The organism is Pseudomonas sp. Tun-23181, from assembly GCF_057415455.1.
On the sequence record NZ_CM171630.1, the window covers coordinates 38,942 to 60,336 of the forward strand.

The following is a 21,395-nucleotide window of genomic DNA, read 5'->3' on the forward strand; positions in this document are numbered from 1 at the left end:
TTGCCGGGCGCCGAAGGCGGCGCCCGGCCCATTCACTGTTCGACGAGGATTCCCATGCGCGCGATTCGCATGCTGTTGGTTTCTGCCCTGGCCCTGGGCGCCGTGTCGGCCCATGCCGACGAGAAGGACGTGGCGCGCCTGACCCAATTGCTGGAAAAGTCGCAGACCATCACTGCCCGTTTCTCCCAGCTGACCCTGGATGCCAGTGGCACCAGCCTGCAGGAGACCAGCGGCGAGATGGCGGTCAAGCGCCCAGGCCTGTTCTACTGGCACACCGATGCGCCCCAGGAACAGGTGGTGGTGTCCGATGGCCAGAAGGTCACCCTGTGGGACCCGGACCTGGAGCAGGCCACCGTCAAGAAGCTCGACGAGCGCCTGAACCAGACCCCGGCGCTGCTGCTGTCCGGTGACGTGTCGAAGATCAGCCAGAGCTTCGACATCACCTCCAAGGAGCAGGGCGAGGTCCTGGACTTCACCCTCAAGCCCAAGACCCGGGACACCCTGTTCGACTCGCTGCGGGTGTCGTTCCGCCGTGGGCTGATCAACGACATGCAACTGATCGACAGCGTCGGGCAGCGCACCAATATCCTGTTCAACGGGGTCAAGGCCAACGAGGCGGTCCCGGCGAGCAAGTTCCAGTTCAAGATCCCGGAAGGCGCCGACGTCATCCAGGAGTAACGAGAGCGCATCATGGACCTGTTTCGAAGCGAACCTGTCGCCCAGCCCCTGGCCGCCCGCCTGCGTCCGTCCAACCTGGACGAGTACGTCGGCCAGGAGCACCTGCTGGCACGCGGCAAGCCGCTGCGCGAGGCGCTGGAGCAGGGCGCGCTGCATTCGATGATCTTCTGGGGGCCACCCGGGGTCGGCAAGACCACCCTGGCGCGGCTGCTGGCGCAGTTCTGCGATGCGCATTTCGAGACCGTCTCGGCGGTGCTGGCCGGGGTCAAGGAGATCCGCCAGGCGGTCGAGGTGGCCAAGCAGCAGGCTGGCCAGTACGGCCGTCGGACCATCCTGTTCGTCGACGAGGTGCACCGCTTCAACAAGTCCCAGCAGGATGCCTTCCTGCCCTATGTGGAAGACGGCACGCTGATCTTCATCGGCGCCACCACCGAGAACCCCTCGTTCGAGCTGAACAACGCGCTGCTGTCGCGGGCCCGGGTCTATGTGCTCAAGAGCCTGGACGAAGCCGCCCTGCGCAAGCTGGTCAACCGCGCCCTGACCGAGGAGCGCGGCCTGGGCGAGCGTCGGCTGCAGGTCGGTGACGAAGCCTTTCAGATGCTCATGGCCGCCGCCGACGGCGATGGCCGGCGCATGCTCAACCTGCTGGAGAACGCCTCGGACCTGGCCGAGGACGGTGGCGAGATCGGCGTCGACCTGCTGCAGAGCCTGCTCGGTGACAGCCGCCGCCGCTTCGACAAGGGCGGCGAGGCCTTCTACGATCAGATCTCGGCGCTGCACAAGTCGGTGCGCGGCTCCAACCCGGACGCCGCCCTGTACTGGTATGCGCGCATGCTCGATGGGGGCTGCGACCCGCTGTACATCGCCCGCCGCGTGGTACGCATGGCCAGCGAGGATATCGGCAACGCCGACCCCCGTGCCCTGAGCCTGTGCCTGGCGGCCTGGGACGTGCAGGAGCGCCTGGGCAGCCCGGAAGGCGAACTGGCGGTGGCCCAGGCCATCACCTACATCGCCTGTGCGCCGAAGAGCAACGCGGTGTACATGGGCTTCAAGGCGGCCATGCGCGAGGCGGCCGAGCACGGCTCGCTGGAGGTGCCGTTGCACCTGCGCAATGCCCCGACCAAGTTGATGAAGCAACTGGGCTACGGCGAGGAGTACCGCTACGCCCACGACGAGCCCGATGCCTACGCCGCCGGCGAGGACTACTTCCCCGAGCAGCTCGAGCCGCGCCAGTACTACCAACCGGTACCCCGGGGCCTGGAACTGAAGATCGGCGAAAAGCTGCGCCACCTGGCCGAGCTCGACCGCAACAGCCCCCGCCAACGGAGAAAACCGTGATCGTACTCATCGCCGCCGTCAGCGCGGGCGGCGTCGCCGGCACGCTGCTGCGCTTCGCCACCGCCAACTGGGTCGCTGCCCACTGGCCACGACACTTCTATGCCGGTACGCTGGCGGTCAATCTGGTCGGCTGCCTGCTGATCGGCCTGCTCTACGGCCTGTTCCTGCACAAGCCGCTGGCGCCGGTCGAGCTGCGCGCAGGGCTGATCGTGGGCTTCCTCGGTGGCCTGACGACCTTTTCCTCCTTTTCGCTGGATACCGTGCGCCTGATGGAAAGCGGGCAAGTACCGCTGGCCCTGGGCTATACCGGTATCAGCGTAGTGGGCGGGCTGCTGGCCACCTGGGCCGGCCTGTCCCTGACCAAATTCTGAACCAACACACACACAACGAGAGAACGATATGCTCGATTCCAAACTGTTACGCGGCCAACTTCAGGAAGTGGCGGACCGCCTGGCCTCCCGTGGCTTCAGCCTGGATGTCGCGCGCATCGAATCCCTGGAAGAGCGCCGCAAGGCGGTGCAGACCCGCACCGAGCAACTGCAGGCCGAGCGTAACGCCCGTTCCAAGTCCATCGGCCAGGCCAAGGCCAAGGGCGAGGACATCGCCCCGCTGATGGCCGATGTCGAGCGCATGGCCAACGAGCTGGCCGCCGGCAAGGTCGAGCTGGACGGCATTCAGGCCGAGCTGGACGCCATCGTCCTGACCATCCCCAACCTGCCGGACGCCAGCGTACCGGTCGGCGCGGACGAGGATGCCAACGTCGAGGTGCGCCGCTGGGGCACGCCGCGCGCGTTCGATTTCGAGATCAAGGACCACGTGGCTCTGGGCGAGATCAGCGGCGGCCTGGACTTCGAGACCGCAGCCAAGCTTTCCGGCGCCCGCTTTGCCCTGCTGCGCGGCCCGATCGCCCGCCTGCACCGCGCCCTGGCCCAGTTCATGATCGACCTGCACACCCGCGAGCACGGCTACGAGGAAGCCTACACCCCGTACCTGGTGCAGGCGCCGGCCCTGCAGGGCACCGGCCAGTTGCCGAAGTTCGAGGAAGACCTGTTCAAGATCGCCCGTGAAGACGAGGCCGATTTCTACCTGATCCCGACCGCCGAGGTGTCGCTGACCAACATCGTCGCCGGCGAGATCCTCGATGCCAAGCAACTGCCGGTCAAGTTCGTCGCCCATACCCCGTGCTTCCGCAGCGAGGCCGGTGCCTCGGGCCGCGATACCCGTGGCATGATCCGCCAGCACCAGTTCGACAAGGTCGAGATGGTGCAGATCGTCGAGCCGTCCAAGTCGATGGAAGCCCTGGAGGGCCTGACCGCCAACGCCGAGCGCGTGCTGCAGGCCCTGGAGCTGCCGTACCGCGTACTGGCCCTGTGCACCGGCGACATGGGCTTCAGTGCGGTGAAGACCTACGACCTGGAAGTCTGGGTGCCGAGCCAGGACAAGTACCGCGAGATCAGCTCCTGCTCCAACTGTGGTGACTTCCAGGCGCGGCGCATGCAGGCGCGCTGGCGCAACCCGGAAACCGGCAAGCCGGAACTGGTGCACACCCTCAACGGCTCCGGCCTGGCCGTGGGCCGCACCCTGGTGGCGGTGCTGGAGAACTACCAGCAGGCCGACGGTTCGATCCGTGTGCCGGAAGTGCTCAAGCCGTACATGGGTGGTATCGAGGTCATCGGCTAAATGGATTTCCTGCCGCTGTTCCACAAGCTGCAGGGCGGCCGCGTGCTGGTCGTCGGCGGCGGCGAGATCGCCTTGCGCAAGGCGCGTCTGCTGGCCGATGCCGGCGCCGCGCTGCGGGTGGTCGCGCCGCAGGTCGACAGCCAGCTGGCGGCGTTGGCCCAGGAGGGGGGCGGCGAGGTCCTGGTGCGTGGCTACCAGGTCGGCGACCTGGAAGGCTGCCGGCTGGTGATCGCGGCCACCGACGACCCGACGCTCAATGCCCAGGTGTCGGCGGACGCACAAGGCAGCTGCCTGCCGGTCAACGTGGTGGATGCCCCGGCGCTGTGCACGGTGATCTTCCCGGCCATCGTCGACCGTTCGCCCCTGGTGGTGGCGGTGTCCAGCGGTGGCGACGCACCGGTGCTGGCGCGGTTGATCCGTGCCAGGCTGGAGGCCTGGATCCCGGCCGCCTATGGCGAACTGGCCGGGCTGGCGGCGCGTTTTCGCGACAAGGTCAAGGCCCTGTACCCAGACGTCAACCAGCGTCGCGGTTTCTGGGAGGAGGTCTTTCAGGGGCCGATCGCCGAGCGCCAGCTGGCCGGGCAGGGCAGCGAGGCCGAGCGCCTGTTGCAGGCCAAGGTCGATGGCGCGGCGGTGCAGCAAGGCGGCGAGGTGTACTTGGTCGGTGCCGGGCCGGGCGATCCGGACCTCCTGACCTTCCGTGCCCTGCGCCTGATGCAGCAGGCCGACGTGGTGCTCTACGACCGCCTGGTGGCGCCGGCCATCATCGAGATGTGCCGGCGCGATGCCGAGCGGATCTATGTGGGCAAGCGCCGCGCCGACCATGCCGTGCCCCAGGAGCAGATCAACCGCCTGCTGGTCGACCTGGCCCGCCAGGGCAAGCGCGTGTTGCGGCTCAAGGGCGGCGATCCGTTCATCTTCGGTCGTGGTGGCGAGGAGATCGAGGAGTTGGCTGGGGAGGGCATCCCGTTCCAGGTGGTGCCGGGCATCACCGCGGCCAGCGGCTGCTCCGCCTATGGCGGGATCCCGCTGACCCACCGGGACTATGCCCAATCGGTGCGTTTCGTCACCGGTCACCTGAAGGATGGCACCAGCAACCTGCCGTGGCATGACCTAGTAGCGCCGGCCCAGACCCTGGTGTTCTACATGGGCCTGGTGGGGCTGCCGACCATCTGTGCCGAGTTGATCCGCCATGGCCGTGCGGCCAGTACCCCGGCAGCGTTGGTGCAGCAAGGGACGACACGCAACCAGCGGGTGTTCACTGGCACCCTGGCCGACCTGCCGGAGCTGGTGGCACGGCATGAGGTGCATGCGCCGACCTTGGTGATCGTCGGGGAGGTGGTGCAGTTGCGTGACAAGCTGGCCTGGTTCGAGGGCGCGCAGCAGGATAGCTGACAAGGCCTGCGTGCGGCTTGCTCGACGGTTGGTCAAATGCTGGGGCCGCTTTGCGAAGCGGCCCCAGGCTCTCTGCTGACCTAGCCCTTGAGCCAGATACCACGGCCTGGCAGGCGCTCGCGGTCATGCGCCAGGTTGAAATCCTGCAGCGGCCCCTTGGGCACGATGCCGTTCGGGTTGATGGTCTTGTGGCTCATGTAGTAGTGCTTCTGGATATGCGCCATGTTCACCGTTGCCGCCACCCCTGGCCACTGATACAGCTCGCGCAACCAGTTGGACAGGTTCGGGTGGTCGGCGAGCCGGCGCAGGTTGCACTTGAAGTGGCCGTGGTATACCGCGTCGAAGCGCACCAGGGTGGTGAACAGGCGTACATCGGCCTCGGTCAGGTACTCGCCAGCCAGGTAACGCTGGCGGCTTAGCAGCTGTTCCAGATGATCCAGCTCGTTGAACACGTCGTCGAACGCGGCCTCGTAGGCCTCCTGTGTCGTGGCGAAGCCCGCACGGTAGACGCCGTTGTTCACCGCCGGGTAGATACGTTCGTTGAGCGTATCGATGGTCGCACGCAGCGGCTCGGGGTAGAGGTCCAGGCGGTTGCCGGTCAGTTCGTCGAAGGCACTGTTGAAAATGCGGATGATCTCGGCCGACTCGTTGTTGACGATACGTCGTTCCTGCTTGTCCCACAGCACCGGCACGGTCACGCGCCCGGTATAGTGCGGGTCGTCCTGGGTATAGCGCTGGTGCAGGTACTGGAGGTCGTCCAGCTGATCGCCCGTGGAGCCCTGTTGCTGGTCGAAGGTCCAGCCTTGCTCGCCCATCAACCAACTGACCACCGAAACGTCGATCAGCGGCTCCAGGCCCTTGAGGGCGCGAAAGATCAGGGTGCGGTGCGCCCAGGGGCAGGCCAGCGACACATACAGGTGGTAGCGCCCGGCTTCGGCGGCGGGCAGCGAGTTGCGGCGCTGGGCATTCTCGCGCTGGAAGGCGCCGTCCTTGCTGTTCTGGTACCACTGGTCATGCCAGCGGCCGTCGATCAAAAGGCCCATGGTGAGCTCCTCGGAACACAATCGTTGGTCGTTGGAGCCCAGTCTAGGCAAAAGCGTTCGAATGAATAGCGCAAAGACTGCACTGATCGGATCGAATTATTCGATGTTCTTGCGACCCGCCCAGTAGCCGCGAGCCGTCTCGAAGGCCGTTTCACGGTCCTGGCCAAGCCCGCGCAGGGCCAGGGCCATGGTCGCCACCACGGCCAACTCGCCGTAGCTGTCCCTGGCCTCGCCGCGCCATACCGTCAGCAGGTGCTCCGGCTGCAGGCTGGCCGGCTTGACATGCCGCTGGGCGCTCAGCGCTGGCCATTCCTCATCCCAGGCTTCGCCGCCCGTGGTGCCATAGAGATGACTGGCCACGTCCGGGTTGATCTCGATTTCGCCACCATCGCCCTTGATGACTACGCTATGGTCGCCGAGCAGGCGGCTGGCTTCGCGGTGCACCGCCTGGTAGCCAGGGTGGAAGATACTCTGCAGGCCGCAGCGCGCATTCAGCGGGTTGAGCACCCGGGCCAGGGAGTGGATCGGCGAGCGCAGGCCGAGGGTGTTGCGCAGGTCGATCATCCGTTGCAGCGGCGGGGCCCAGTCCTGCAATGGGGCGAACGCCAGGCGGCGCTCGTCCAGGGCATTGGCCACCGACGGCCAGTCGCGGCACAGGGGGATCTCCAGCAGGGCCAGCAACTGCTCGGTGTACAGCCGCCCGGCGGTATGCGCGCCACCGCCGTGAAGGAGGATACGCACGCCGTTGCCGGCCAGGCACTTGGCCGCCAGCAGGTACCAGGGCAGGTGGCGCTTCTTGCCGGCGTAGCTGGGCCAGTCCAGGTCCACGGCGATATTCGGGGCTTGCAGCTGGGCACGCAGGGCCTCGGTGAAGCCGGCCAGCTCTTCGGCGCTTTCTTCCTTGTGCCGCAGGAGCATGAGGAAGGCGCCGAGCTGGGTATCCTCCACCTTGCCCTCCAGCAGCAGGGTCATGGCTGCGCGGGCTTCTTCACGGGTCAGGCCGCGGGCACCACGCTTGCCTTTGCCGAGGATGCGCACGAATTCGGCGAAGGGGTGCTCGGCCGGGGTTTCCAGGGTCAGCGGTCGGGGTTCGGTCATATGCAATTGGTCGGCTTGGGCAGGCCCGCCAGCTTGGCGGCGAGTTTGGCGGGCGTGCCGTTGAACAGGCGGTTCAGGTGTGGGCTGTTACCTTTCTCCGGGCCCAGCTTGAGCGCGGTGTACTTGATCAGCGGGCGGGTGGCCGGCGACAGCTGGTATTCCTCGTAGAACTGGCGCAGCAGCTCGAGGATTTCCCAGTGGGCCTCGGTCAGCGGGATATCTTCGCGCGCGGCCAGGGCCTCGGCGACATCGCGGGACCAGTCTTGCAGGTCGACCAAGAAGCCGTCCTTGTCCAGGGCGATCTGCCGATCGCCGACAGTCAGGGTGCTCATAGCCAGGTATTGACCTTGTCGTAGTGCAGTGACAACGCGACGAAGGCCGGGTAGTCCACGGCCTTGGCAAGTTCGCCGGTGAGGGCGCGAGCCTGCAGGTCCTCGTCGAGGGCGAACAGACGCTGGCCCAGGCCGGCCGCTTGCAGCCGACGATACGGCTCGCTGCCGGCACGCAGGGCGTACACGGCATCACCGCATAGCAACAGGGCGTCATCGACGCCAAGCAGGCGCAGGCAACTGGCCAGGCGATCATCGCCGAAGGGCGAGTGGCTGATTACATGAAGGGTCGTCATCAGAGCGTCACCACCTGGTCGAAACGGGCAATCAAGGCCGACAGGGCCGCATCGTCCAGCACCTGCACCGGCAGCTCCAGGGCGCCGGCGTCCAGGCCGCGCTCGGACAGGCTGTGGCCACAGGCGAACAGCTCCTCGACGCCGAACATCGGCAGCGCCTGGAGGTTGGCGGCGAGGTTCTTCTGTTGCAGCGCGGCGGGTTGCTGGCCGGCGGCGAGCTGGAACACGCCATCATCGAGGAACAGCATGCCCAGGGGCAGGTCGAAGGCGCCGCCGGCCAGGGCGATATCCAGCGCCTCGCGGGCGCACGGGCCATTCCAAGGCGCCTGGCGGCTTATGATCAGCAGGGACTTGGCCATCTCAATCGCCTCCGAAGCAGACCAGGCGGTCGGCGACCTGCGCCGCCTCGTGCAGTTGACCCAGGCCGGACAGCTCCCACGGTGCCGGCAGGTTCACCGCCGGACGCTGGTAGCGGTTGGCCTCGGCTTCGTCGAGCACGCCCCGGCGCAGGGCCGCGGCGATGCACACCACGGCGTCGAGCTGGTGGGCACTGATGAAGGTGCGCCATTGGGCCGCCACGTCCAGTTCGTCCTGGGGGGCGACGATGTTGGCCGAGGCGCTGTGCACCCCGTCCTGGTAGAAGAACAGGCGGGCAATCTCGTGCCCGCCGGCCAGCGCCGCCTCGGCGAAGCGCAGGGCGCGCCGCGAAGAGGGCGCATGGGCTGGGGAAAAGACCGCGATGGCGAATTTCATGGGAAGCTCGTGCAAAGGAATGCGGCCATGATAAAGCAAAAAAGCCCGCACCTGTGTGGGCGCGGGCTTTGCAGGCCAGGCGAGGGGACGATCAGGCCGCTTCCTTGCCCTCGGGCAGGAACCAGTTCAGCACCAGCGCGCAGATGCCGCCAGTGGCCACGCCCGACTCCAGCACATTGCGCAGGGCGGCCGGCATGTGTGCGAGGAATTCCGGCACCTGCGCGACACCCAGGCCCAGGGCCAGGGAAACGGCGATGATCAATAGCGCCCGGCGATCGAGGCGGGTGCTGGCCAGGATATTGATGCCCGAGGCCGCCACCGCGCCGAACATCACCATGGCCGCGCCGCCGAGCACCGGCTCGGGCACCGCCTGGATCACCCCGGCGACGCTGGGGAACAGGCCCAGCAGCACCAGCATGACAGCGATCCAGATACCGATGTGGCGGCTGGCGATGCCGGTCAGCTGGATGACGCCGTTGTTCTGGGCGAAGATCGAACTGGGGAAGGTATTGAACAACCCGGCCAGCAGCGAGTTGGCACCGTTGACCAGCACGCCGCCCTTGATCCGCTGCATCCACAGCGGGCCTTCGACTGGCTGGCGCGAGACCTTGCTGGTGGCCGTGACGTCGCCGATGGCCTCCAGCGACGTCACCAGGTAGATCACCAGCATCGGGATGAACAGCGCCCAAGAGAAGCCCAGGCCGAAGTGCAGCGGCACCGGCACCTGGAACAGCGCGGCCTCGTGCATGCCAGTGAAGTCCAGACGGCCCAGGTAGCCCGCCAGCGCGTAGCCCACGGCCAGGGCGATGACGATGGCACAGCTGCGCATCCACACCACCGGGATACGGTTGAGCACCACGATGATCGCCAGTACCACGCCCGACAGCAGCAGGTTCTCGCCGTTGGCGAAGGTGCCGTTGCCCATGGCGGCGAAGCCACCGCCCATGCTGATCAGGCCGACCTTGATCAGGGTCAGGCCGATCATCAGCACGACGATGCCGGTGACCAGCGGGGTGATCAGCCGCTTGATGAACGGCAGGATGCGCGAGACGCCCATTTCCACGAAGGAGCCCGCGATCACCACGCCGAAGATCGCCGCCATCACGCTTTCCACCGGCGTACCCTGCTTGACCATCAGCGCGCCACCGGCGATCAGCGGCCCGACGAAGTTGAAGCTGGTGCCCTGGACGATCAGCAGCCCCGCCCCGAACGGCCCGAAGCGCTTGCACTGGACGAAGGTGGCGATACCGGAGATCACCAGCGACATGGACACGATCAGGTTGGTGTCCCGTGGCGACACGCCCAGGGCCTGGCAGATCAGCAGGCCCGGCGTGACGATCGGCACGATGATCGCCAGCAGGTGCTGCAGCGCCGCCAGCAGCCCGATCAGCGGCCGCGGCTTGTCCTCCAGGCCAAGGACCAGTTCATTGGCAGGCGCCGCCGCGCCCGGCACGTGTTCGATGGAACTCATGGGAAAGCTGCCCCGGATGAAAAAAGGAGCGCATTCTACGGGGCTTGGAAGGTTAGGGGTAGAGGTACCCCGCTGCTGCGGGCAAGGACGCGATGGTTGGGGCCACCGCCAAGCAGACGGACCCCCGCTTAACTGTCCGCCCCGTGATGTGGTTTGCGGGAACCCTGTGGGAGCGGGCTTGCCCGCGATGGGCTGCAAAGCAGCCCCAGTGGGTTACAGCGCTTGGCCACTGACGAAAAAGCCCGCCGAAGCGGGCTTTTCTCGACAAGAACCGCGATCAGTCGTCGCGCCCCATGATGCCGAACAGCTGCAGCAGGCTGACGAACAGGTTGTAGATCGACACGTACAGGCTGATGGTCGCCATGATGTAGTTGCGTTCCCCGCCATGGATGATGGCGCTGGTCTGGAACAGGATGCACACCGACGAGAACAGCACGAAGCCGGCGCTGATCGCCAGTTGCAGGCCGCTGATCTGGAAGAAGAAGCTGGCCAGCACGGCACCCAGCAAAACGAAGAAGCCCGCGGTGATGAAGCCGCTGAGGAAGCTCATGTCCTTGCGGGTGATCAGCACGTAGGCCGACAGGCCGCCGAACACCAGGGCGGTCATGGCGAACGCCGAGCTGACCACTTCGGCACCGCCGCTCATGCCCAGGTAGCGGTTGAGGATAGGCCCGAGGATGAAGCCCATGAAGCCGGTGAGGGCGAAGGTGGAGAGCAGGCCCCAGGCCGAATCACGCAGCTTGGCGGTGAGGAAGAACAGTCCGTAGAAACCGATCAGCACGACGAAGATGTTCGGGTAGCCGACCCGCATCTGCTGGGCGATGAAGGCCATGACACCGCTGAAGGCGAGGGTGAGCGCCAGCAGGCTGTATGTGTTGCGCAGGACGCGGCTGACCTCCTGCTGCTCGACCTGCTGGCCGTGTTGTACGGCATAATCCTGTTCGCGCATGGCGACACTCCTGTGGTTTGAAACGTATGGTTGCAAGGAGCATATCAGAGCCGTCGTGGCCCGCGACACAGAGAGTTTGACAGCTTGTTTCATTACGGTATGATTGCGGCCGCAAAATCGTTCTGGAAGCGTGGCCGAGTGGTTTAAGGCAACGGTCTTGAAAACCGTCGATGGGCAACTATCCTAGAGTTCGAATCTCTACGCTTCCGCCACTTCTAAAGCCCTGATTATTCAGGGCTTTTTGCGTTTTTGAGGCATAGAAAACCTACCCATACGAATGGGGTTTGTAATGGTTTGATTTGTCAGCGCTGACAATACTTTGGCTATTTGGTGGGTTTCGCCAAGGCTCCAACTCGGCGATATACCCGCTCGGTGATGTCGCCTTTGGTGTGGCCCAGCAGAAGACTGGCGTGGTCGACGTCGGTGATTTCCGAAGCTGCTTTTGGGCGGATGTCGCGGAACTGGAACTGGCTGATTCGGCCTGCCAGCACCTGGTCGCCGGCAGCGACTGCTTCCTTAACCGCTTCCTCCCTGGCGTCGTCCCAGCGGTGGCGAAGCATCGCGGCCGTGACCCGTTTTCCCGATTCGGTCAGGAGAAGGTAGGGCGAACCGTGCGGCGCGTTGCGTTCCAGTATCTTCCTGATCAAGGCGCCAAGGCCGCTTTCAACCCCGTCCACCTCAAGCATGATCCGCAGCTTCTTGTGGGTCTTCTTCTGTTTCACGCCAAGGGCATTGCCCTCGATGTCATCCCTCCTCATTACCAGCACGTCCGCCGGTCGCTGGCCTGTCAAATACGCCAAGTCCATGGCGTCCTTCAATTCGTCCACCGCTTTGGCATACACCGCGTTCCAGATCGCGTCATTGGCGTAGAAGTCCCGCGGCACCTCTTTGTTCTTGCGCACACCCTGACACGGGTTCTCGTTGGTGGTAAGCCCCCATTCCCGGGCGATGTTGAAAATGTGCGACAGGGTGGCGATCTCGCGATTCGCCCTGACCGGCGCTGTCCTGGCGTCGCGGTACTTCGCCACATGCGCAGGCGTAATCCCGTCGATTGGCGCCTTTTCGAAGTAATTGCGCAGCTGGCGTATCTCGGCCAGGTTGTCCTTCTGGGTGCGCGCCGCCTTCTTCGGGATGATGTCGCGCTCGTAGCGGTCGAAGATCGCACCCATGGTAACCAGGTCCTTCGGCTTTTCCTTCGCCTCCAGTTCGGCCCACTTCAGTCTCGCCAGGCTCAGGTCGGTGCCCAGCGGCACCGGTTTCCCTGACTTGTCGAGGTAGAAGTAGCTGATCCACTCCTTGCCAGGGTTTTTCTTGCTCTTGCTGGTGCGCTTGCGCCGGTACATGCCCGGCGGCAAGTCCCGATTCTCGGTCTTCCTTGGGCGCATTTCACCTCACCTTCGAAATGTCTGGTGTCCACGTTGGGGCGGCTGGCAGCGGTGGCTTCATCGGCACCACTTCAAGAGCCACGCCCAGCTTCATGCGAACGTAGTGGCGACCAACCAGTGGGCGCCCGCTTCGGGTTTCAATGAATACCCAGCCACGTTCTTCGAGCCAGCGGCGCTGGTAGCCCCTGGCCTTGTAGCCGGTCAGTTCGGCCAGCTCTTCGTCCGAAAGGATCTCGGTTTCCATGGGATGGTCTCCACGCCGCCAGTGGCGGCAGGTTGGTGGTCAGTCCAGTTGGTAGTAGACGTAGCAGTCGACGCCCTGGTCCTTGAGCGACCGGTACATGGCCTGCACGCCGACGTACCGACGGTTGCCGATTCCTGCGAACGGCACTGACAGGTGCAGGCCTCGCGGGTGATAGGTGCTGGCCGGGTAGACCTCGCCAGGCAGGCCTTTGATCTGGCTGGCGCGCAGACCGCGCAGGGGGATGACAACCCGGTCGAGGTTGGCGCTGCCCCCATCATCGGTGCACGCAGCGGCTGCGGCCTTGTCTGCCTCAGTCGCAATGCGGATCTTTGCAGGCAGGCTGGCCAGTTCTTCTTTCGTCATGGCAATAGCTCTCCATGCCCGCGCATGTCGGCGGGCTTGAGTAGTTGGGGGAGGGGTTAGCAGTTGAAGGCGAACTGGAAGTAGCGGCCGTCAGGCAGGGGAAGGGCTACGGTGCCGGAGAAGTCATCGCCGGACATGCCGCACTCTTGATCGACGTATACGTCGCCGAGGGCAAAGCCGTTGTCCTGAGGTGCGCCTGCCGGCTCGTCGACGATCTCGTAGTCGTAGGTGTTCTCGGCCGCTTCAATCTCTTCTTCGACCTGGGCGAATACCTCATCGCCAACCAGCGCCTTTACCGTTTCCAGCACAGGGGCGTTGCGCGCCTGTTGATCCAGAAGGTACTGGGTCTGGGCCTCGTCGGCCGCCCGCATGATCTCGAAGCACTCCTCATCGGTGATTCCGAAGATGTTGCTCATCGCGGCGCCTTCCAGATGAGGAAGGCCATGTACATCATGGGCAGGATCATGGCTGCTTCTCCTTCGGCGGATGAACTGGGCAAGGCCAGCGCAGCGAGCCGTTGCCGGATGGGCAGGTGCAGGTCTTCACTTCGATCAGGTCGGTCATGGGCGGCGCTCCAATGTCAGTCCGAAGGGTTGGTAGCTGGGCGTTTTCCGCGCCCACTTGTAACGACCGCCGCCAGTCCACCCAGCCTTGCCAGGTATCAGGATCGGCATCGACTCCCACCAGAACCATTCGCCGTCGCTGTCCTGGGCAAGCCATTCAGCCCACTCTGGCGCGTCGATCCAATGCGGTTTGCTCACAGCTGATACCTCTCATCAATCCAGCGCCCAGGCGCCAAAGCGGGTGTAGGCTCGGGTTGGGTTTCGTGCGGGGAGAGCTGGCGCTCGTTGCCGGCCTGCAGCTGGCTGTCGGGGATGCAGCTGATGCCGCCCTTGTATGTGTTCTCGCTGTAGATCCAGCAGGTAACAGAACGCTTTTGGTCGTGGACCACTTCTACGTCCAATGTGAGTTGCTCTGCGCTGGCGCCGGTGGCCAGCAGTAGGAGGCAGAGGGCGAGGCGGGTCATGGTTGGCTCACCTTTTCGAAGTAGAAGACGACCTCGGCACCGGTCTCAGCGATCAAGCCGTAGGCCTTGGCCAGGCGGTAGATGGGGTGGTACTGGTTGAGGCTGTTCACGTGACCTGCCAGCCAGCGGCGCCAGTCTTCCAGCCGCATGCGATGCTTGCTCAGGTTGCAGGGCACGCAGGCCGGCATCATGTTGGCCAGGTTGTGGTTGCCCGGCCGCAGAGCGGGGACGGTTTTCGCGGCTTCGCCCGAGTTGCGGACGACTGGCTCGAAGTGGTCGGCGTGCCATCGCTCGCCCAGGTCGTTGCCACAGTAGGCGCAGCGGCCGCCGTACTTCAGGCGGATCTGCTCGCGCTCAGCTTTCTTCAGGCGCACGGGTGCTCCTTGGCCGCCATATCGCGGCAGAGAATAGAGGGGAGAGGGGTTACAGCAGAAAAGGAGTACGGATGTACTCCTTCAGGGTTCGTCGTACTCAGCCGGTGGGGTGTGGACGATGCCGATCATCTTTGGATCGAGCGCTGGCTTGCGCTCCAGGTCGCCCCGTGCGTTCCACAGCTGGAGGGCGAGGTCGATGGGATCATCCCATCCGGTTTCCATGGCCTTCTGGAACGCGGCGTTGAAGGCGGCGAGGTCGTCAGCCCCGGCGGGTTTGCGCTCCAGGGCTGCGCGGGCTTGCCATGCTTGCCATGCATGTATGCTCATACCGGAACAGTCACCGCGACTCAGGTGCCATGCTTCGAACGCCGCCCGCTCATCGCGTTCAATCGGGGCGCTCGGCTCTGCGCTGGCGGATAGGGCTGATTGGATGCGTAATAGAAGGCCGGACAGGTTGTATCCATCACCAACTCGCTGGGCCTTATCGTATATCAAAACCTCACGCAACAGTGCATGCGCCACGTCCAGTTGGGTACGCAACTTCTTAGTGTCGCTAAAACACAAATCTCGGGCATGCGTCATGTCACTTAGCTTTTCACGAAGGCCACCGATTCCGTCTATTTCGTCGCGCAACCGCTCACATTCTTGGAACAGTTTGGCTTCGTTCTTGACCACCATTGCTTTGCTTTCGGTCAAGTCTTTCAGCTTGGCATTCAGGACGCCGATAGTCTTGCCGCGCTGCTCCTTATGGAGATTGGCTTGATCCAGCAAAGCTTGGGTGTTCGATAGGGCCAGTCGCAGCCGCTCAACCTCGCTCAACTGATTTTGCAGGTTCTCGATCTGCAAAGCACAGTTGTCCAGGCTTGTGCGGGAGGCTCGCAATAAGGACTCCAGCCGCTCAACCTCGCCAGGATCGGCGTGGGTGTAGACCTCGGCGCTTCCATCCTCGCTGCATAGGTCAGGGGCGTTATCTGCGACCAGCAGCGTCATGCCGGCGAACAGCTCGGCGGTGCCGCCTTCAAGGAGCCAGCGGGCCTCAAGGCCGCCATTACCATCGTCCACCAGTTCTGCCACGGCGGTCAGCATGATGGGCTTGCCCTGGTGCTGCTCGACTGGCTGGGCCAGGATGGCACGCAGCTCCTTGACGCCGCGCTCTTGCGTGATGCGCAAGCCATTGCAGATCTCTTCGGCGAGATCGCGCGGCACGCTGATCATGTCGGTGTTGCTGGATCGGTTTTCTGTGGGCATGGATAACTCCGGGTCAGGCGGCCTTGTGGCTTTCGGGTGTCCAGTCCGCCCAGCCGATAACGGGCATTCTGGTTTTAGGGCTGAGGATCTTCTTGCCCTTCTCGTCGATCAGGGCAGCTTTGCAGCGGATCTTGAGGTCGCGGCATGGGCCGGCTCGCTTGGCCAGTTCGATGAACTGCTGAGCGTGCTGCGGGGTGTCGAAGAGGGTGCTGAGCTGCTTCGCTTTCTCGCCGGCCATGATGGCATCGGCGTTGCGCTGAACAGCTTCTGTCCACTCAGCTAGCGTCATCTCTAGGGGGGGGCAGCCAGCCTTGCCGCTGGGCTTGGTGGTCTTGGTCTGCTTCCGGGCATCGGCAAGCGCCGCGCTCGCGGTCATGCCGAACACTGCGAATGTGCTCATGGTGGTCTCCTGGCAGGCGCCGCCCTCGCCGGGGAGGCGTATCGTTGAATAGGGAAAGGCGGAAAACCCACAAGAGGAACGGATGTTGGTGACCAAGCACCATGTTCCTGTCGCTGGGTATCTTGGAAAAAACCCAAGAGGATACGGCGCCGTCCAGCTGGAATCCTTGAAGTGACATTCAAGGAAGCTACCTCTTGGAGATCCATCGAAATGAACAAGCTGAAAAGCATCAACCAGATCATCATCGTCACTATCAACCTAGTGACGCTATGGCATTTGATTAAACCGGTCCTTCAAGCAAGCTGCGTAATCTGAGGCTTTATGCGGCCCTGGTTGTCAAAAGAACTTTTATCGGTCATGCGTAATGGGTTATTAAAGATTACCGGCAAGTGCCTGGCCTTATGGAGCTGCGTATGACCGACGAATTGAAATTGGCTGCGGACCGCCCGCGCGGAGTGCGTTGGAATGGTCCTAAAGGACAGCAGGGATACCTTCAGTTCAAGTGGAGCGAGGATTCTTCGAATCCGATTCCTCGCGGAATTCGAATTGAAGTCAAATCCCAAGATGGTAGATCTGGGACCCACGAAGACAACGAAGTGTGCGCTTCGTTCGAGGCTTGCCGTGCTCGAGGCATCCAAGTAATGCAGCAGATGATGAGAGACATTGATCCTGATTAACTAGGAATCTCGATTTCGTCACCGGGGTCACGCTTGACCTCAGCCATACTTTCCGCTTCGAACTGACGTGCTAGTTTTGGCGAGATGTAAAAAGCTGGCGCGTCAGGTCGTTCAAGCCGGCGCGCTCGCTCCTCATGATCCTGCGCAATCCAGGACAGGGCTAGGTCTTGCCATAGTTCCTGCACCTGGTCGTAGCCGTGCCGCTCGATCTCGGCAGCCATGGCCTTCTTGATCCCGGCAGGCATGTTGAAGAACACTTTCTCGATGCCCAGCTTCTCGGCTTTCTTCTTCTCGCGCTCGCGGTAGTCCGCAGAGTGCTTGGCTGCTCCCGTCTTCTGTTCGGCCATGGCCGATACCTCCCAAGCCGCTGGGCGGCAGATTGATGTGTTGCTGGCGCCGGCCGTACCGGGCGCGGTTGATGGTTCGTTTCATGCGGCTCGTTGCTGATTCCACGCTCCGACTGCCTTGAAGACCTTGGCGGCCTGGGCCTCGTCGAGCGTCATGTCTGTGGGAATGGCTATCCAGCCCGAGGCCACCACGTGATTCGGGTTGCACTGGCCGCGGAGGTCGGTGTAGGTCGCCTCGATCACGTCGGTGAGGTGGGAGGCCAGGTAGTTGCCTTGCGGCGCGACCTCGATCGACTTGTGGTACCGCTGGCCAAAGTGATCCCGGCACAGGACGCTGAGGTAGATAGTCCAGCGGTGCGGGATGTCGCATACGGCGTCGACGACCTGGCGCACGCGGATCTGCTTGAGGTTCTTCCAGTTGATCAGCACCTGCTGGCCGCTTGGGTCGATATTCACCACGGCGGTGTGGTTGGCCGAGACCAGCGCTCGGCAAGTTCGCTCCAGCCTGGCTCGCATGTTGTGCGGCTTGCGCTTGCTCATTGCAGGCCGCCTTGCTTGCTCGCCGCAGCTGCCTCCATCGCATCAACGAAGCGCATGGCAGCCGGATAGCTGAAGCAGAAGCCTTTGGTCTTGCCCGTGGCGATCTCGATGATGTGCCAGGCGTTGCCCTTCGCGACCGCCTGGTAGCGCGGCGCTGGCTGATCGATCCTGGCCTGGGCCTCAGTTCTGGCTGACTTGCTGCGCTCGAGCAGGGCTGCGAGCACGGCAAGCTTCTGCTGGAAAGCAGGGTGCATTGCTGTCTGCATGGGATGGTCCTCGATGGGATCAGGCGTGAAGTTCCAGGGCATCAGCCCGGCGAACGATTCGGACTTGGGCGACGCGGCGTTCAGGAGCGCGCCGGTCGCGGCGCATCGGGTCGCCGTCGTGGATCGCGGAATGCATGGCGATAAGGCCGGCCAGTGCGATGCACAGCGGACTGATGATCTGGCGACGCATGGCTTCGGCTACCGCTGCAGCCCGCCGCGCCGCGCCGAGCTTGAACATCGCGTTCTCGATGCGATTCTTCACGGTGCCCGGAGTGATCTGCATCTGGCGGGCAATCTCTTTGGCAGTAAAGCCCTGGGCGACGCCGAGTAGGGCTTCCAGTTCTCGAGGCGCCAGGCCCTGGCCAAGTCGGCCGGTCCATGTGCCGCAGGTGATCGTTTCCATGATGACTCCAGGGCTATCAGGTCAGTTGTAAGCTTTCGGTTTACAGCTCGTTGACTTCCCGTCTGGCCCTGTCGCCAAGGCCAATCGGTGAAATCGCCCCGGCCTCGCTACTGGCGACAGGCCGGGGATGCTGCATCAGCGGTGATTCGTCGTTTCTGGTGGGCTACCGGATATCCGGCCAATGCGCGGTGACATCGACGCCACAACTTGCCGCTGCCTGTCAGGGTTCCGGGTGCAGCCTTCAGGCTTCCTGCACCTCGCGGGCGAATCGCTAACTACTTCATGGCGAGGGTTCTCCTCTGTCCGTGGTTAAGGGTTTGCCACCAAGATCCGAGGTCGATACGGCATCGCTCAGGGAGGCTCCTGTCTATGAGCGTGCTAGCTACCTTTCCCACTTGGTGGTGTGTTGCGCCGAGTTGTGTAAAGAGCGGCGGCTGCCTAGGCAGCCTGGCTCGATGCATATGCAAGCGAACTTGCAATAATAAAAGCATGCTTGTTTTTCAAATGCAAGCACGCTTGTGTTAATTTTTCGTACTGTATGGATATCCAGTAAGTAGGAGATTGCGGATGTCGGCGCAGGAAAGAGCAGTTCGGGTTGTGGAATTGACGAGCCTTGAGCGACTGGGCCTGAGGGTTTCGGCAATGATCAACTCCCCGCTCGCGCAGCTGGGAAGGAAGGTATTGATCCACCGTCTGGACACGGACCGTGATCAGGATTGGGATGCGATCATGGAGATACTGTCTGAAACCGACGGTCTAGACATGACCTTCTGTGATGACGGATCGGTGATCCTGCAATGGGAGAAGCCGGACGATGACAACCAGGTGATTGAGCGGGAGGAGGGTGGCGAGGAAACTGAGGTTAGCGACGAGGATCCGCCTTTCTGACGAACAATAAAAAGCCCGCTCATTGGCGGGCTTTGTTATGCGGGGTGTTTGGTGGAGGGGGCGTAGGGTTTTTTGCCTCTGGAGCCGATAAGGGATCTTTCGTTGCAGATGGTGGGTTTGACGTCTGTTGGCGATCCTGGTCGCTGTGATTAGCGCCAAGCTGGAAGGCCGACATCATGTTCGATGTCAGAGCGGTATTAAAAGACGCGACCCCTATAACAATTGCCAAGACCGTGGATACTGCCGTCACGATAAGCGTCGTTTTCATCGAGCTAATGCTTGTCTTGGCTTCGCCACTGTCCTTGCTGATCTGAGCGAGCAGTAGGTCGAGCCGTTTGTCCCTTTCATCCTGTGACGCGAGGAATCCATCGATCTTTGAGGTAACGGCCTGCACACGAGCATCCATCTTCGCTTCGATGGTCTCGAGCTTGGCGTTGAATTCTTCACGCGTGATATCGTTCATCGCTACAGTATCGCCTGCCATAGGGTGGCTGTCACTATGAGTCTGACCCTGACCATGGGCTCTTGCTGGCAGGAAACGACTGAAACGAATCTTCCCGGGCCGCCCTCCTTCAAGGCCAGCCAGGTGCGCCCAGTCAACCTCATTGGCAGCCGGCCCGGCCATCATTCCAGGGGTTCCGGCGAATGGCTCCATTGGAGGCTCTTGGCCTGATGACTTAAACAGCACTATCTTTTTTCCCGATGGCTTCCACTACGGCATCGGAATGCAGTGAAATCATTCGAATGAATGCGCAGTTGTTGCAGGTCAGCGTTAAGACCGGTAAGCCGGTCATGTACAAATCGCCTTTGGCATTTCCCCATGGGAGGCCGTTCAGTGAGATTCTTCCTGTAACAGGAATGGACCAGTCCTCACACTCACAAAATGGGCATTTTTCGGTTTTCGTGTGCGTATTCAGATAGGTCTGCAGTCTGTCGAGATCTACCTCGAATTTAACTCTGTCAATCATTGCAATAGTCCTTGAACAAAAATCGATTCTCCCTCCGCCAGTTTTCGGTAGGGGGTCAAGGTGGCTCTTGGACCAGCTTGGCGAGAGTCACGATCACACCAAGTGAGCATTCCACACCAGCAGCACGCGGGCCTGGATGTAGGTTTCTTCCCGACGGATCATTCGATCCTTGTGCTTTGGATTATCCGAGATCATCTCGAAGTGATCTTCGTCCGCGATCTGTAGTCGCTTGATGTACAGATGGTCGCCCCAGGAGAACAGATAGATCCCGTCACCAACGAACTCTCGGATGCTCACGTCGACGATCAGCGGGTCTCGGTGCTTTATCGTGGGCTCCATCGACTGCCCCCAGCCAGTGACCAGCTTCAGGTGGTAATGCTCGGTGAACTCCACTCCCAGTTCGCGCAGGTGTTTTGGGCTGACTCGGATGTCCTGAAGCATTTCGGGATAGTCGGGGGCCACCTGGCCGCCGCCCATGGCTCCGCGAAGGTCGTAGCGAGCGATGCAGACCTCATCGCCGACCACTCCTGGTCGAGAAAAATCAACGGTCACAACGTTGCTCATCGACACTGCGGCCGCCGTCTCCTCGACTGCGCTTGCGATCTTCTGGCGGGCTTCCTCGGTCAGGCTTTTTCCGTGCTTGGCAAGCATCTGCTGAACAAGATCCGCAGCCGATCGCGAGTGTTTTTCGTCCGCCTTGGGCGTTGGCGCATCTTTGCGCCTTGGTGGCTCCCCTTTGCCGGCAAGTAGCCAATCCACAGTCGTGTCGTAACCGTCCGCAAGGGCTATGAGATTCTCGTTTTTGATGTTCTCGGTATCCCCCGCAAACCACTGACGAACAGCCTCATAGCTGATTCCACACGTGTTCGCGATGTCCCGTTTGACGTTACGGACACCCAGTTCGGGACGGCGGGACAGGACGAGCTTGGTTATTCGGTCTGTGGTTTTCATGTGCGCAATCTACAAGGTTGCTTGTCAAGCATGCTTGTTTTGCAAATACAAGCATGCTTGAATATCAAAACGAGCAAAGGAGGTCGCCATGACCAAAAGCCAGGCAATCAAACATTTCGGGTCGATATCGGCGCTCGCCAAGGCGCTGGGGGTGACCTATGAGGCGGTCCGCCAATGGGCGGATGTGCCTGAGCTGCGCCAGTACCAGATTGAGCGAATCACGAACGGAGCGCTTAAAGCCGGGAAGGCTGATGCAGCTGCATGACCGTGAAGACATTTTCACC

The 21,395-nt window shown here is 62.7% G+C and carries 31 protein-coding genes and 1 tRNA gene; 9 read left to right on the forward strand and 23 right to left on the reverse strand.

Annotated elements, in window-relative coordinates; all coding sequences use genetic code 11:
- The first annotated feature begins 54 nt into the window (after window positions 1–54).
- From lolA to cysG, 5 genes are read left to right on the forward strand one after another with little or no spacing between them, the layout of a single operon-like run.
- Window positions 55–678 (forward strand): outer membrane lipoprotein periplasmic chaperone LolA, encoded by a 624-nt coding sequence (lolA, locus tag ACDI39_RS00175; protein ID WP_225789191.1) that lies wholly within the window; start codon window positions 55–57, stop codon window positions 676–678.
- Between the two features lie 12 nt (window positions 679–690).
- The gene (locus ACDI39_RS00180; RefSeq protein ID WP_225789192.1) at window positions 691–2,016 is read left to right on the forward strand and encodes a replication-associated recombination protein A; all 1,326 of its coding nucleotides are present in this window, start codon (window positions 691–693) and stop codon (window positions 2,014–2,016) included.
- Window positions 2,013–2,387, forward strand: coding sequence for a fluoride efflux transporter CrcB (gene crcB, locus ACDI39_RS00185; RefSeq protein WP_225789193.1), 375 nt, complete (start codon window positions 2,013–2,015; stop codon window positions 2,385–2,387). The genes ACDI39_RS00180 and crcB overlap by 4 nt, the downstream gene beginning before the upstream one ends.
- A gap of 28 nt (window positions 2,388–2,415) precedes the next feature.
- Window positions 2,416–3,696, forward strand: a complete 1,281-nt coding sequence (serS, locus tag ACDI39_RS00190) for a serine--tRNA ligase (RefSeq protein ID WP_225789194.1) — start codon at window positions 2,416–2,418, stop codon at window positions 3,694–3,696.
- Window positions 3,697–5,091, forward strand: a complete 1,395-nt coding sequence (gene cysG, locus ACDI39_RS00195; protein WP_486537200.1) for a siroheme synthase CysG — start codon at window positions 3,697–3,699, stop codon at window positions 5,089–5,091.
- A gap of 80 nt (window positions 5,092–5,171) precedes the next feature.
- On the opposite strand, the gene ACDI39_RS00200 is transcribed toward cysG, so the two are convergent.
- The 8 genes from ACDI39_RS00200 to ACDI39_RS00235 form a co-directional block, all read right to left on the reverse strand.
- A complete protein-coding gene (locus tag ACDI39_RS00200) occupies window positions 5,172–6,134 on the reverse strand; it encodes a glutathione S-transferase family protein (RefSeq protein WP_486537201.1) in 963 nt (320 codons plus the stop codon).
- A gap of 96 nt (window positions 6,135–6,230) precedes the next feature.
- Window positions 6,231–7,214 carry a glycosyl transferase family protein gene (locus tag ACDI39_RS00205; RefSeq protein WP_486539042.1) on the reverse strand — a complete coding sequence of 328 codons (984 nt, stop codon included), beginning with the start codon at window positions 7,212–7,214 and terminating at the stop codon, window positions 6,231–6,233.
- Between the two features lie 14 nt (window positions 7,215–7,228).
- Complete coding sequence (locus ACDI39_RS00210) at window positions 7,229–7,564, reverse strand: TusE/DsrC/DsvC family sulfur relay protein (RefSeq protein ID WP_225789208.1); 336 nt, start codon at window positions 7,562–7,564, stop codon at window positions 7,229–7,231.
- Complete coding sequence (gene tusB, locus ACDI39_RS00215; RefSeq protein ID WP_225789209.1) at window positions 7,561–7,857, reverse strand: sulfurtransferase complex subunit TusB; 297 nt, start codon at window positions 7,855–7,857, stop codon at window positions 7,561–7,563. Before tusB ends, ACDI39_RS00210 begins: the two co-directional genes overlap by 4 nt.
- Window positions 7,857–8,216: a sulfurtransferase complex subunit TusC gene (gene tusC / locus ACDI39_RS00220; protein ID WP_225789210.1), complete on the reverse strand. Its 360-nt coding sequence runs from the start codon at window positions 8,214–8,216 to the stop codon at window positions 7,857–7,859. Before tusC ends, tusB begins: the two co-directional genes overlap by 1 nt.
- 1 nt (window position 8,217) lies before the next feature.
- Window positions 8,218–8,610: a sulfurtransferase complex subunit TusD gene (gene tusD, locus ACDI39_RS00225; RefSeq protein WP_225789211.1), complete on the reverse strand. Its 393-nt coding sequence runs from the start codon at window positions 8,608–8,610 to the stop codon at window positions 8,218–8,220.
- Window positions 8,611–8,701: 91 nt separating this feature from the next.
- Window positions 8,702–10,081 (reverse strand): nucleobase:cation symporter-2 family protein, encoded by a 1,380-nt coding sequence (locus ACDI39_RS00230; protein ID WP_225789212.1) that lies wholly within the window; start codon window positions 10,079–10,081, stop codon window positions 8,702–8,704.
- Window positions 10,082–10,358: 277 nt separating this feature from the next.
- Window positions 10,359–11,030 (reverse strand): Bax inhibitor-1/YccA family protein, encoded by a 672-nt coding sequence (locus ACDI39_RS00235; RefSeq protein ID WP_225789213.1) that lies wholly within the window; start codon window positions 11,028–11,030, stop codon window positions 10,359–10,361.
- 124 nt (window positions 11,031–11,154) lie between these two features.
- On the opposite strand from ACDI39_RS00235, the gene ACDI39_RS00240 reads away from it, so the two are divergent.
- A tRNA-Ser gene (locus ACDI39_RS00240) sits at window positions 11,155–11,242 on the forward strand.
- 111 nt (window positions 11,243–11,353) lie between these two features.
- Here the strand turns inward: ACDI39_RS00240 and ACDI39_RS00245 are convergent.
- The 8 genes from ACDI39_RS00245 to ACDI39_RS00280 form a co-directional block, all read right to left on the reverse strand.
- The gene (locus ACDI39_RS00245; RefSeq protein ID WP_486537202.1) at window positions 11,354–12,415 is read right to left on the reverse strand and encodes a tyrosine-type recombinase/integrase; all 1,062 of its coding nucleotides are present in this window, start codon (window positions 12,413–12,415) and stop codon (window positions 11,354–11,356) included.
- Window position 12,416: 1 nt separating this feature from the next.
- Window positions 12,417–12,659 (reverse strand): DUF4224 domain-containing protein, encoded by a 243-nt coding sequence (locus ACDI39_RS00250; protein WP_486537203.1) that lies wholly within the window; start codon window positions 12,657–12,659, stop codon window positions 12,417–12,419.
- A 39-nt stretch (window positions 12,660–12,698) separates the two neighbouring features.
- Window positions 12,699–13,022 carry a hypothetical protein gene (locus tag ACDI39_RS00255; RefSeq protein WP_486537204.1) on the reverse strand — a complete coding sequence of 108 codons (324 nt, stop codon included), beginning with the start codon at window positions 13,020–13,022 and terminating at the stop codon, window positions 12,699–12,701.
- 56 nt (window positions 13,023–13,078) lie between these two features.
- Window positions 13,079–13,438, reverse strand: a complete 360-nt coding sequence (locus ACDI39_RS00260; protein WP_486537205.1) for a hypothetical protein — start codon at window positions 13,436–13,438, stop codon at window positions 13,079–13,081.
- 341 nt (window positions 13,439–13,779) lie between these two features.
- Entirely contained in the window at window positions 13,780–14,049 is a 270-nt protein-coding gene (locus ACDI39_RS00265; RefSeq protein ID WP_486537206.1) for a hypothetical protein, read from the reverse strand.
- Window positions 14,046–14,423 (reverse strand): HNH endonuclease, encoded by a 378-nt coding sequence (locus tag ACDI39_RS00270; protein WP_486537207.1) that lies wholly within the window; start codon window positions 14,421–14,423, stop codon window positions 14,046–14,048. The genes ACDI39_RS00265 and ACDI39_RS00270 overlap by 4 nt, the downstream gene beginning before the upstream one ends.
- 81 nt (window positions 14,424–14,504) lie before the next feature.
- A complete protein-coding gene (locus tag ACDI39_RS00275; protein WP_486537208.1) occupies window positions 14,505–15,671 on the reverse strand; it encodes a hypothetical protein in 1,167 nt (388 codons plus the stop codon).
- 13 nt (window positions 15,672–15,684) lie between these two features.
- Window positions 15,685–16,071 carry a hypothetical protein gene (locus tag ACDI39_RS00280; protein ID WP_486537209.1) on the reverse strand — a complete coding sequence of 129 codons (387 nt, stop codon included), beginning with the start codon at window positions 16,069–16,071 and terminating at the stop codon, window positions 15,685–15,687.
- Window positions 16,072–16,484: 413 nt separating this feature from the next.
- On the opposite strand from ACDI39_RS00280, the gene ACDI39_RS00285 reads away from it, so the two are divergent.
- Window positions 16,485–16,748: a hypothetical protein gene (locus ACDI39_RS00285; protein ID WP_486537210.1), complete on the forward strand. Its 264-nt coding sequence runs from the start codon at window positions 16,485–16,487 to the stop codon at window positions 16,746–16,748.
- Here ACDI39_RS00285 and ACDI39_RS00290 read toward each other — a convergent pair.
- The 4 genes from ACDI39_RS00290 to ACDI39_RS00305 all read right to left on the reverse strand — a co-directional run bounded on the left by ACDI39_RS00290 (window position 16,745) and on the right by ACDI39_RS00305 (window position 18,304).
- A complete protein-coding gene (locus ACDI39_RS00290; RefSeq protein WP_486537211.1) occupies window positions 16,745–17,095 on the reverse strand; it encodes a hypothetical protein in 351 nt (116 codons plus the stop codon). The two genes, ACDI39_RS00285 and ACDI39_RS00290, sit on opposite strands and share 4 nt — an antisense overlap.
- Before the next feature lie 81 nt (window positions 17,096–17,176).
- Window positions 17,177–17,635, reverse strand: a complete 459-nt coding sequence (locus tag ACDI39_RS00295; protein ID WP_486537212.1) for a hypothetical protein — start codon at window positions 17,633–17,635, stop codon at window positions 17,177–17,179.
- A complete protein-coding gene (locus ACDI39_RS00300; protein WP_486539044.1) occupies window positions 17,632–17,901 on the reverse strand; it encodes a hypothetical protein in 270 nt (89 codons plus the stop codon). Before ACDI39_RS00300 ends, ACDI39_RS00295 begins: the two co-directional genes overlap by 4 nt.
- Window positions 17,902–17,920: 19 nt before the next feature.
- Complete coding sequence (locus ACDI39_RS00305) at window positions 17,921–18,304, reverse strand: helix-turn-helix domain-containing protein (RefSeq protein ID WP_486537213.1); 384 nt, start codon at window positions 18,302–18,304, stop codon at window positions 17,921–17,923.
- A gap of 567 nt (window positions 18,305–18,871) precedes the next feature.
- Here ACDI39_RS00305 and ACDI39_RS00310 point away from each other — a divergent pair.
- Window positions 18,872–19,192, forward strand: a complete 321-nt coding sequence (locus ACDI39_RS00310) for a DUF1654 domain-containing protein (RefSeq protein WP_486537214.1) — start codon at window positions 18,872–18,874, stop codon at window positions 19,190–19,192.
- Between the two features lie 19 nt (window positions 19,193–19,211).
- Here the strand turns inward: ACDI39_RS00310 and ACDI39_RS00315 are convergent, their stop codons facing one another.
- The 3 genes from ACDI39_RS00315 to ACDI39_RS00325 all read right to left on the reverse strand — a co-directional run bounded on the left by ACDI39_RS00315 (window position 19,212) and on the right by ACDI39_RS00325 (window position 21,111).
- Entirely contained in the window at window positions 19,212–19,847 is a 636-nt protein-coding gene (locus ACDI39_RS00315; RefSeq protein WP_486537215.1) for a hypothetical protein, read from the reverse strand.
- Window positions 19,848–19,869: 22 nt separating this feature from the next.
- Window positions 19,870–20,160: a hypothetical protein gene (locus ACDI39_RS00320; RefSeq protein WP_486537216.1), complete on the reverse strand. Its 291-nt coding sequence runs from the start codon at window positions 20,158–20,160 to the stop codon at window positions 19,870–19,872.
- Between the two features lie 93 nt (window positions 20,161–20,253).
- Window positions 20,254–21,111, reverse strand: coding sequence for a S24 family peptidase (locus tag ACDI39_RS00325; protein WP_486537217.1), 858 nt, complete (start codon window positions 21,109–21,111; stop codon window positions 20,254–20,256).
- An 88-nt stretch (window positions 21,112–21,199) separates the two neighbouring features.
- Between ACDI39_RS00325 and ACDI39_RS00330 the strand changes: the two genes are divergently transcribed.
- Window positions 21,200–21,376 (forward strand): Cro/CI family transcriptional regulator, encoded by a 177-nt coding sequence (locus ACDI39_RS00330; RefSeq protein ID WP_486537218.1) that lies wholly within the window; start codon window positions 21,200–21,202, stop codon window positions 21,374–21,376.
- Window positions 21,377–21,395 lie beyond the last annotated feature (19 nt).

What these genes read in the sequence shown, in the direction of transcription:
- lolA (WP_225789191.1), top strand. Translation starts at nt 55, where the DNA reads ATGCGCGCGATTCGCATGCTGTTGGTTTCTGCCCTGGCCCTGGGCGCC.
- ACDI39_RS00180 (WP_225789192.1), top strand. Translation starts at nt 691, where the DNA reads ATGGACCTGTTTCGAAGCGAACCTGTCGCCCAGCCCCTGGCCGCCCGC.
- serS (WP_225789194.1), top strand. Translation starts at nt 2,416, where the DNA reads ATGCTCGATTCCAAACTGTTACGCGGCCAACTTCAGGAAGTGGCGGAC.
- cysG (WP_486537200.1), top strand. Translation starts at nt 3,697, where the DNA reads ATGGATTTCCTGCCGCTGTTCCACAAGCTGCAGGGCGGCCGCGTGCTG.
- ACDI39_RS00200 (WP_486537201.1), bottom strand. Translation starts at nt 6,134, where the DNA reads ATGGGCCTTTTGATCGACGGCCGCTGGCATGACCAGTGGTACCAGAAC.
- ACDI39_RS00210 (WP_225789208.1), bottom strand. Translation starts at nt 7,564, where the DNA reads ATGAGCACCCTGACTGTCGGCGATCGGCAGATCGCCCTGGACAAGGAC.
- tusB (WP_225789209.1), bottom strand. Translation starts at nt 7,857, where the DNA reads ATGACGACCCTTCATGTAATCAGCCACTCGCCCTTCGGCGATGATCGC.
- tusC (WP_225789210.1), bottom strand. Translation starts at nt 8,216, where the DNA reads ATGGCCAAGTCCCTGCTGATCATAAGCCGCCAGGCGCCTTGGAATGGC.
- tusD (WP_225789211.1), bottom strand. Translation starts at nt 8,610, where the DNA reads ATGAAATTCGCCATCGCGGTCTTTTCCCCAGCCCATGCGCCCTCTTCG.
- ACDI39_RS00230 (WP_225789212.1), bottom strand. Translation starts at nt 10,081, where the DNA reads ATGAGTTCCATCGAACACGTGCCGGGCGCGGCGGCGCCTGCCAATGAA.
- ACDI39_RS00235 (WP_225789213.1), bottom strand. Translation starts at nt 11,030, where the DNA reads ATGCGCGAACAGGATTATGCCGTACAACACGGCCAGCAGGTCGAGCAG.
- ACDI39_RS00245 (WP_486537202.1), bottom strand. Translation starts at nt 12,415, where the DNA reads ATGCGCCCAAGGAAGACCGAGAATCGGGACTTGCCGCCGGGCATGTAC.
- ACDI39_RS00250 (WP_486537203.1), bottom strand. Translation starts at nt 12,659, where the DNA reads ATGGAAACCGAGATCCTTTCGGACGAAGAGCTGGCCGAACTGACCGGC.
- ACDI39_RS00255 (WP_486537204.1), bottom strand. Translation starts at nt 13,022, where the DNA reads ATGACGAAAGAAGAACTGGCCAGCCTGCCTGCAAAGATCCGCATTGCG.
- ACDI39_RS00260 (WP_486537205.1), bottom strand. Translation starts at nt 13,438, where the DNA reads ATGAGCAACATCTTCGGAATCACCGATGAGGAGTGCTTCGAGATCATG.
- ACDI39_RS00265 (WP_486537206.1), bottom strand. Translation starts at nt 14,049, where the DNA reads ATGACCCGCCTCGCCCTCTGCCTCCTACTGCTGGCCACCGGCGCCAGC.
- ACDI39_RS00275 (WP_486537208.1), bottom strand. Translation starts at nt 15,671, where the DNA reads ATGCCCACAGAAAACCGATCCAGCAACACCGACATGATCAGCGTGCCG.
- ACDI39_RS00280 (WP_486537209.1), bottom strand. Translation starts at nt 16,071, where the DNA reads ATGAGCACATTCGCAGTGTTCGGCATGACCGCGAGCGCGGCGCTTGCC.
- ACDI39_RS00285 (WP_486537210.1), top strand. Translation starts at nt 16,485, where the DNA reads ATGACCGACGAATTGAAATTGGCTGCGGACCGCCCGCGCGGAGTGCGT.
- ACDI39_RS00290 (WP_486537211.1), bottom strand. Translation starts at nt 17,095, where the DNA reads ATGGCCGAACAGAAGACGGGAGCAGCCAAGCACTCTGCGGACTACCGC.
- ACDI39_RS00295 (WP_486537212.1), bottom strand. Translation starts at nt 17,635, where the DNA reads ATGAGCAAGCGCAAGCCGCACAACATGCGAGCCAGGCTGGAGCGAACT.
- ACDI39_RS00300 (WP_486539044.1), bottom strand. Translation starts at nt 17,901, where the DNA reads ATGCAGACAGCAATGCACCCTGCTTTCCAGCAGAAGCTTGCCGTGCTC.
- ACDI39_RS00305 (WP_486537213.1), bottom strand. Translation starts at nt 18,304, where the DNA reads ATGGAAACGATCACCTGCGGCACATGGACCGGCCGACTTGGCCAGGGC.
- ACDI39_RS00310 (WP_486537214.1), top strand. Translation starts at nt 18,872, where the DNA reads ATGTCGGCGCAGGAAAGAGCAGTTCGGGTTGTGGAATTGACGAGCCTT.
- ACDI39_RS00315 (WP_486537215.1), bottom strand. Translation starts at nt 19,847, where the DNA reads ATGGAGCCATTCGCCGGAACCCCTGGAATGATGGCCGGGCCGGCTGCC.
- ACDI39_RS00320 (WP_486537216.1), bottom strand. Translation starts at nt 20,160, where the DNA reads ATGATTGACAGAGTTAAATTCGAGGTAGATCTCGACAGACTGCAGACC.
- ACDI39_RS00325 (WP_486537217.1), bottom strand. Translation starts at nt 21,111, where the DNA reads ATGAAAACCACAGACCGAATAACCAAGCTCGTCCTGTCCCGCCGTCCC.
- ACDI39_RS00330 (WP_486537218.1), top strand. Translation starts at nt 21,200, where the DNA reads ATGACCAAAAGCCAGGCAATCAAACATTTCGGGTCGATATCGGCGCTC.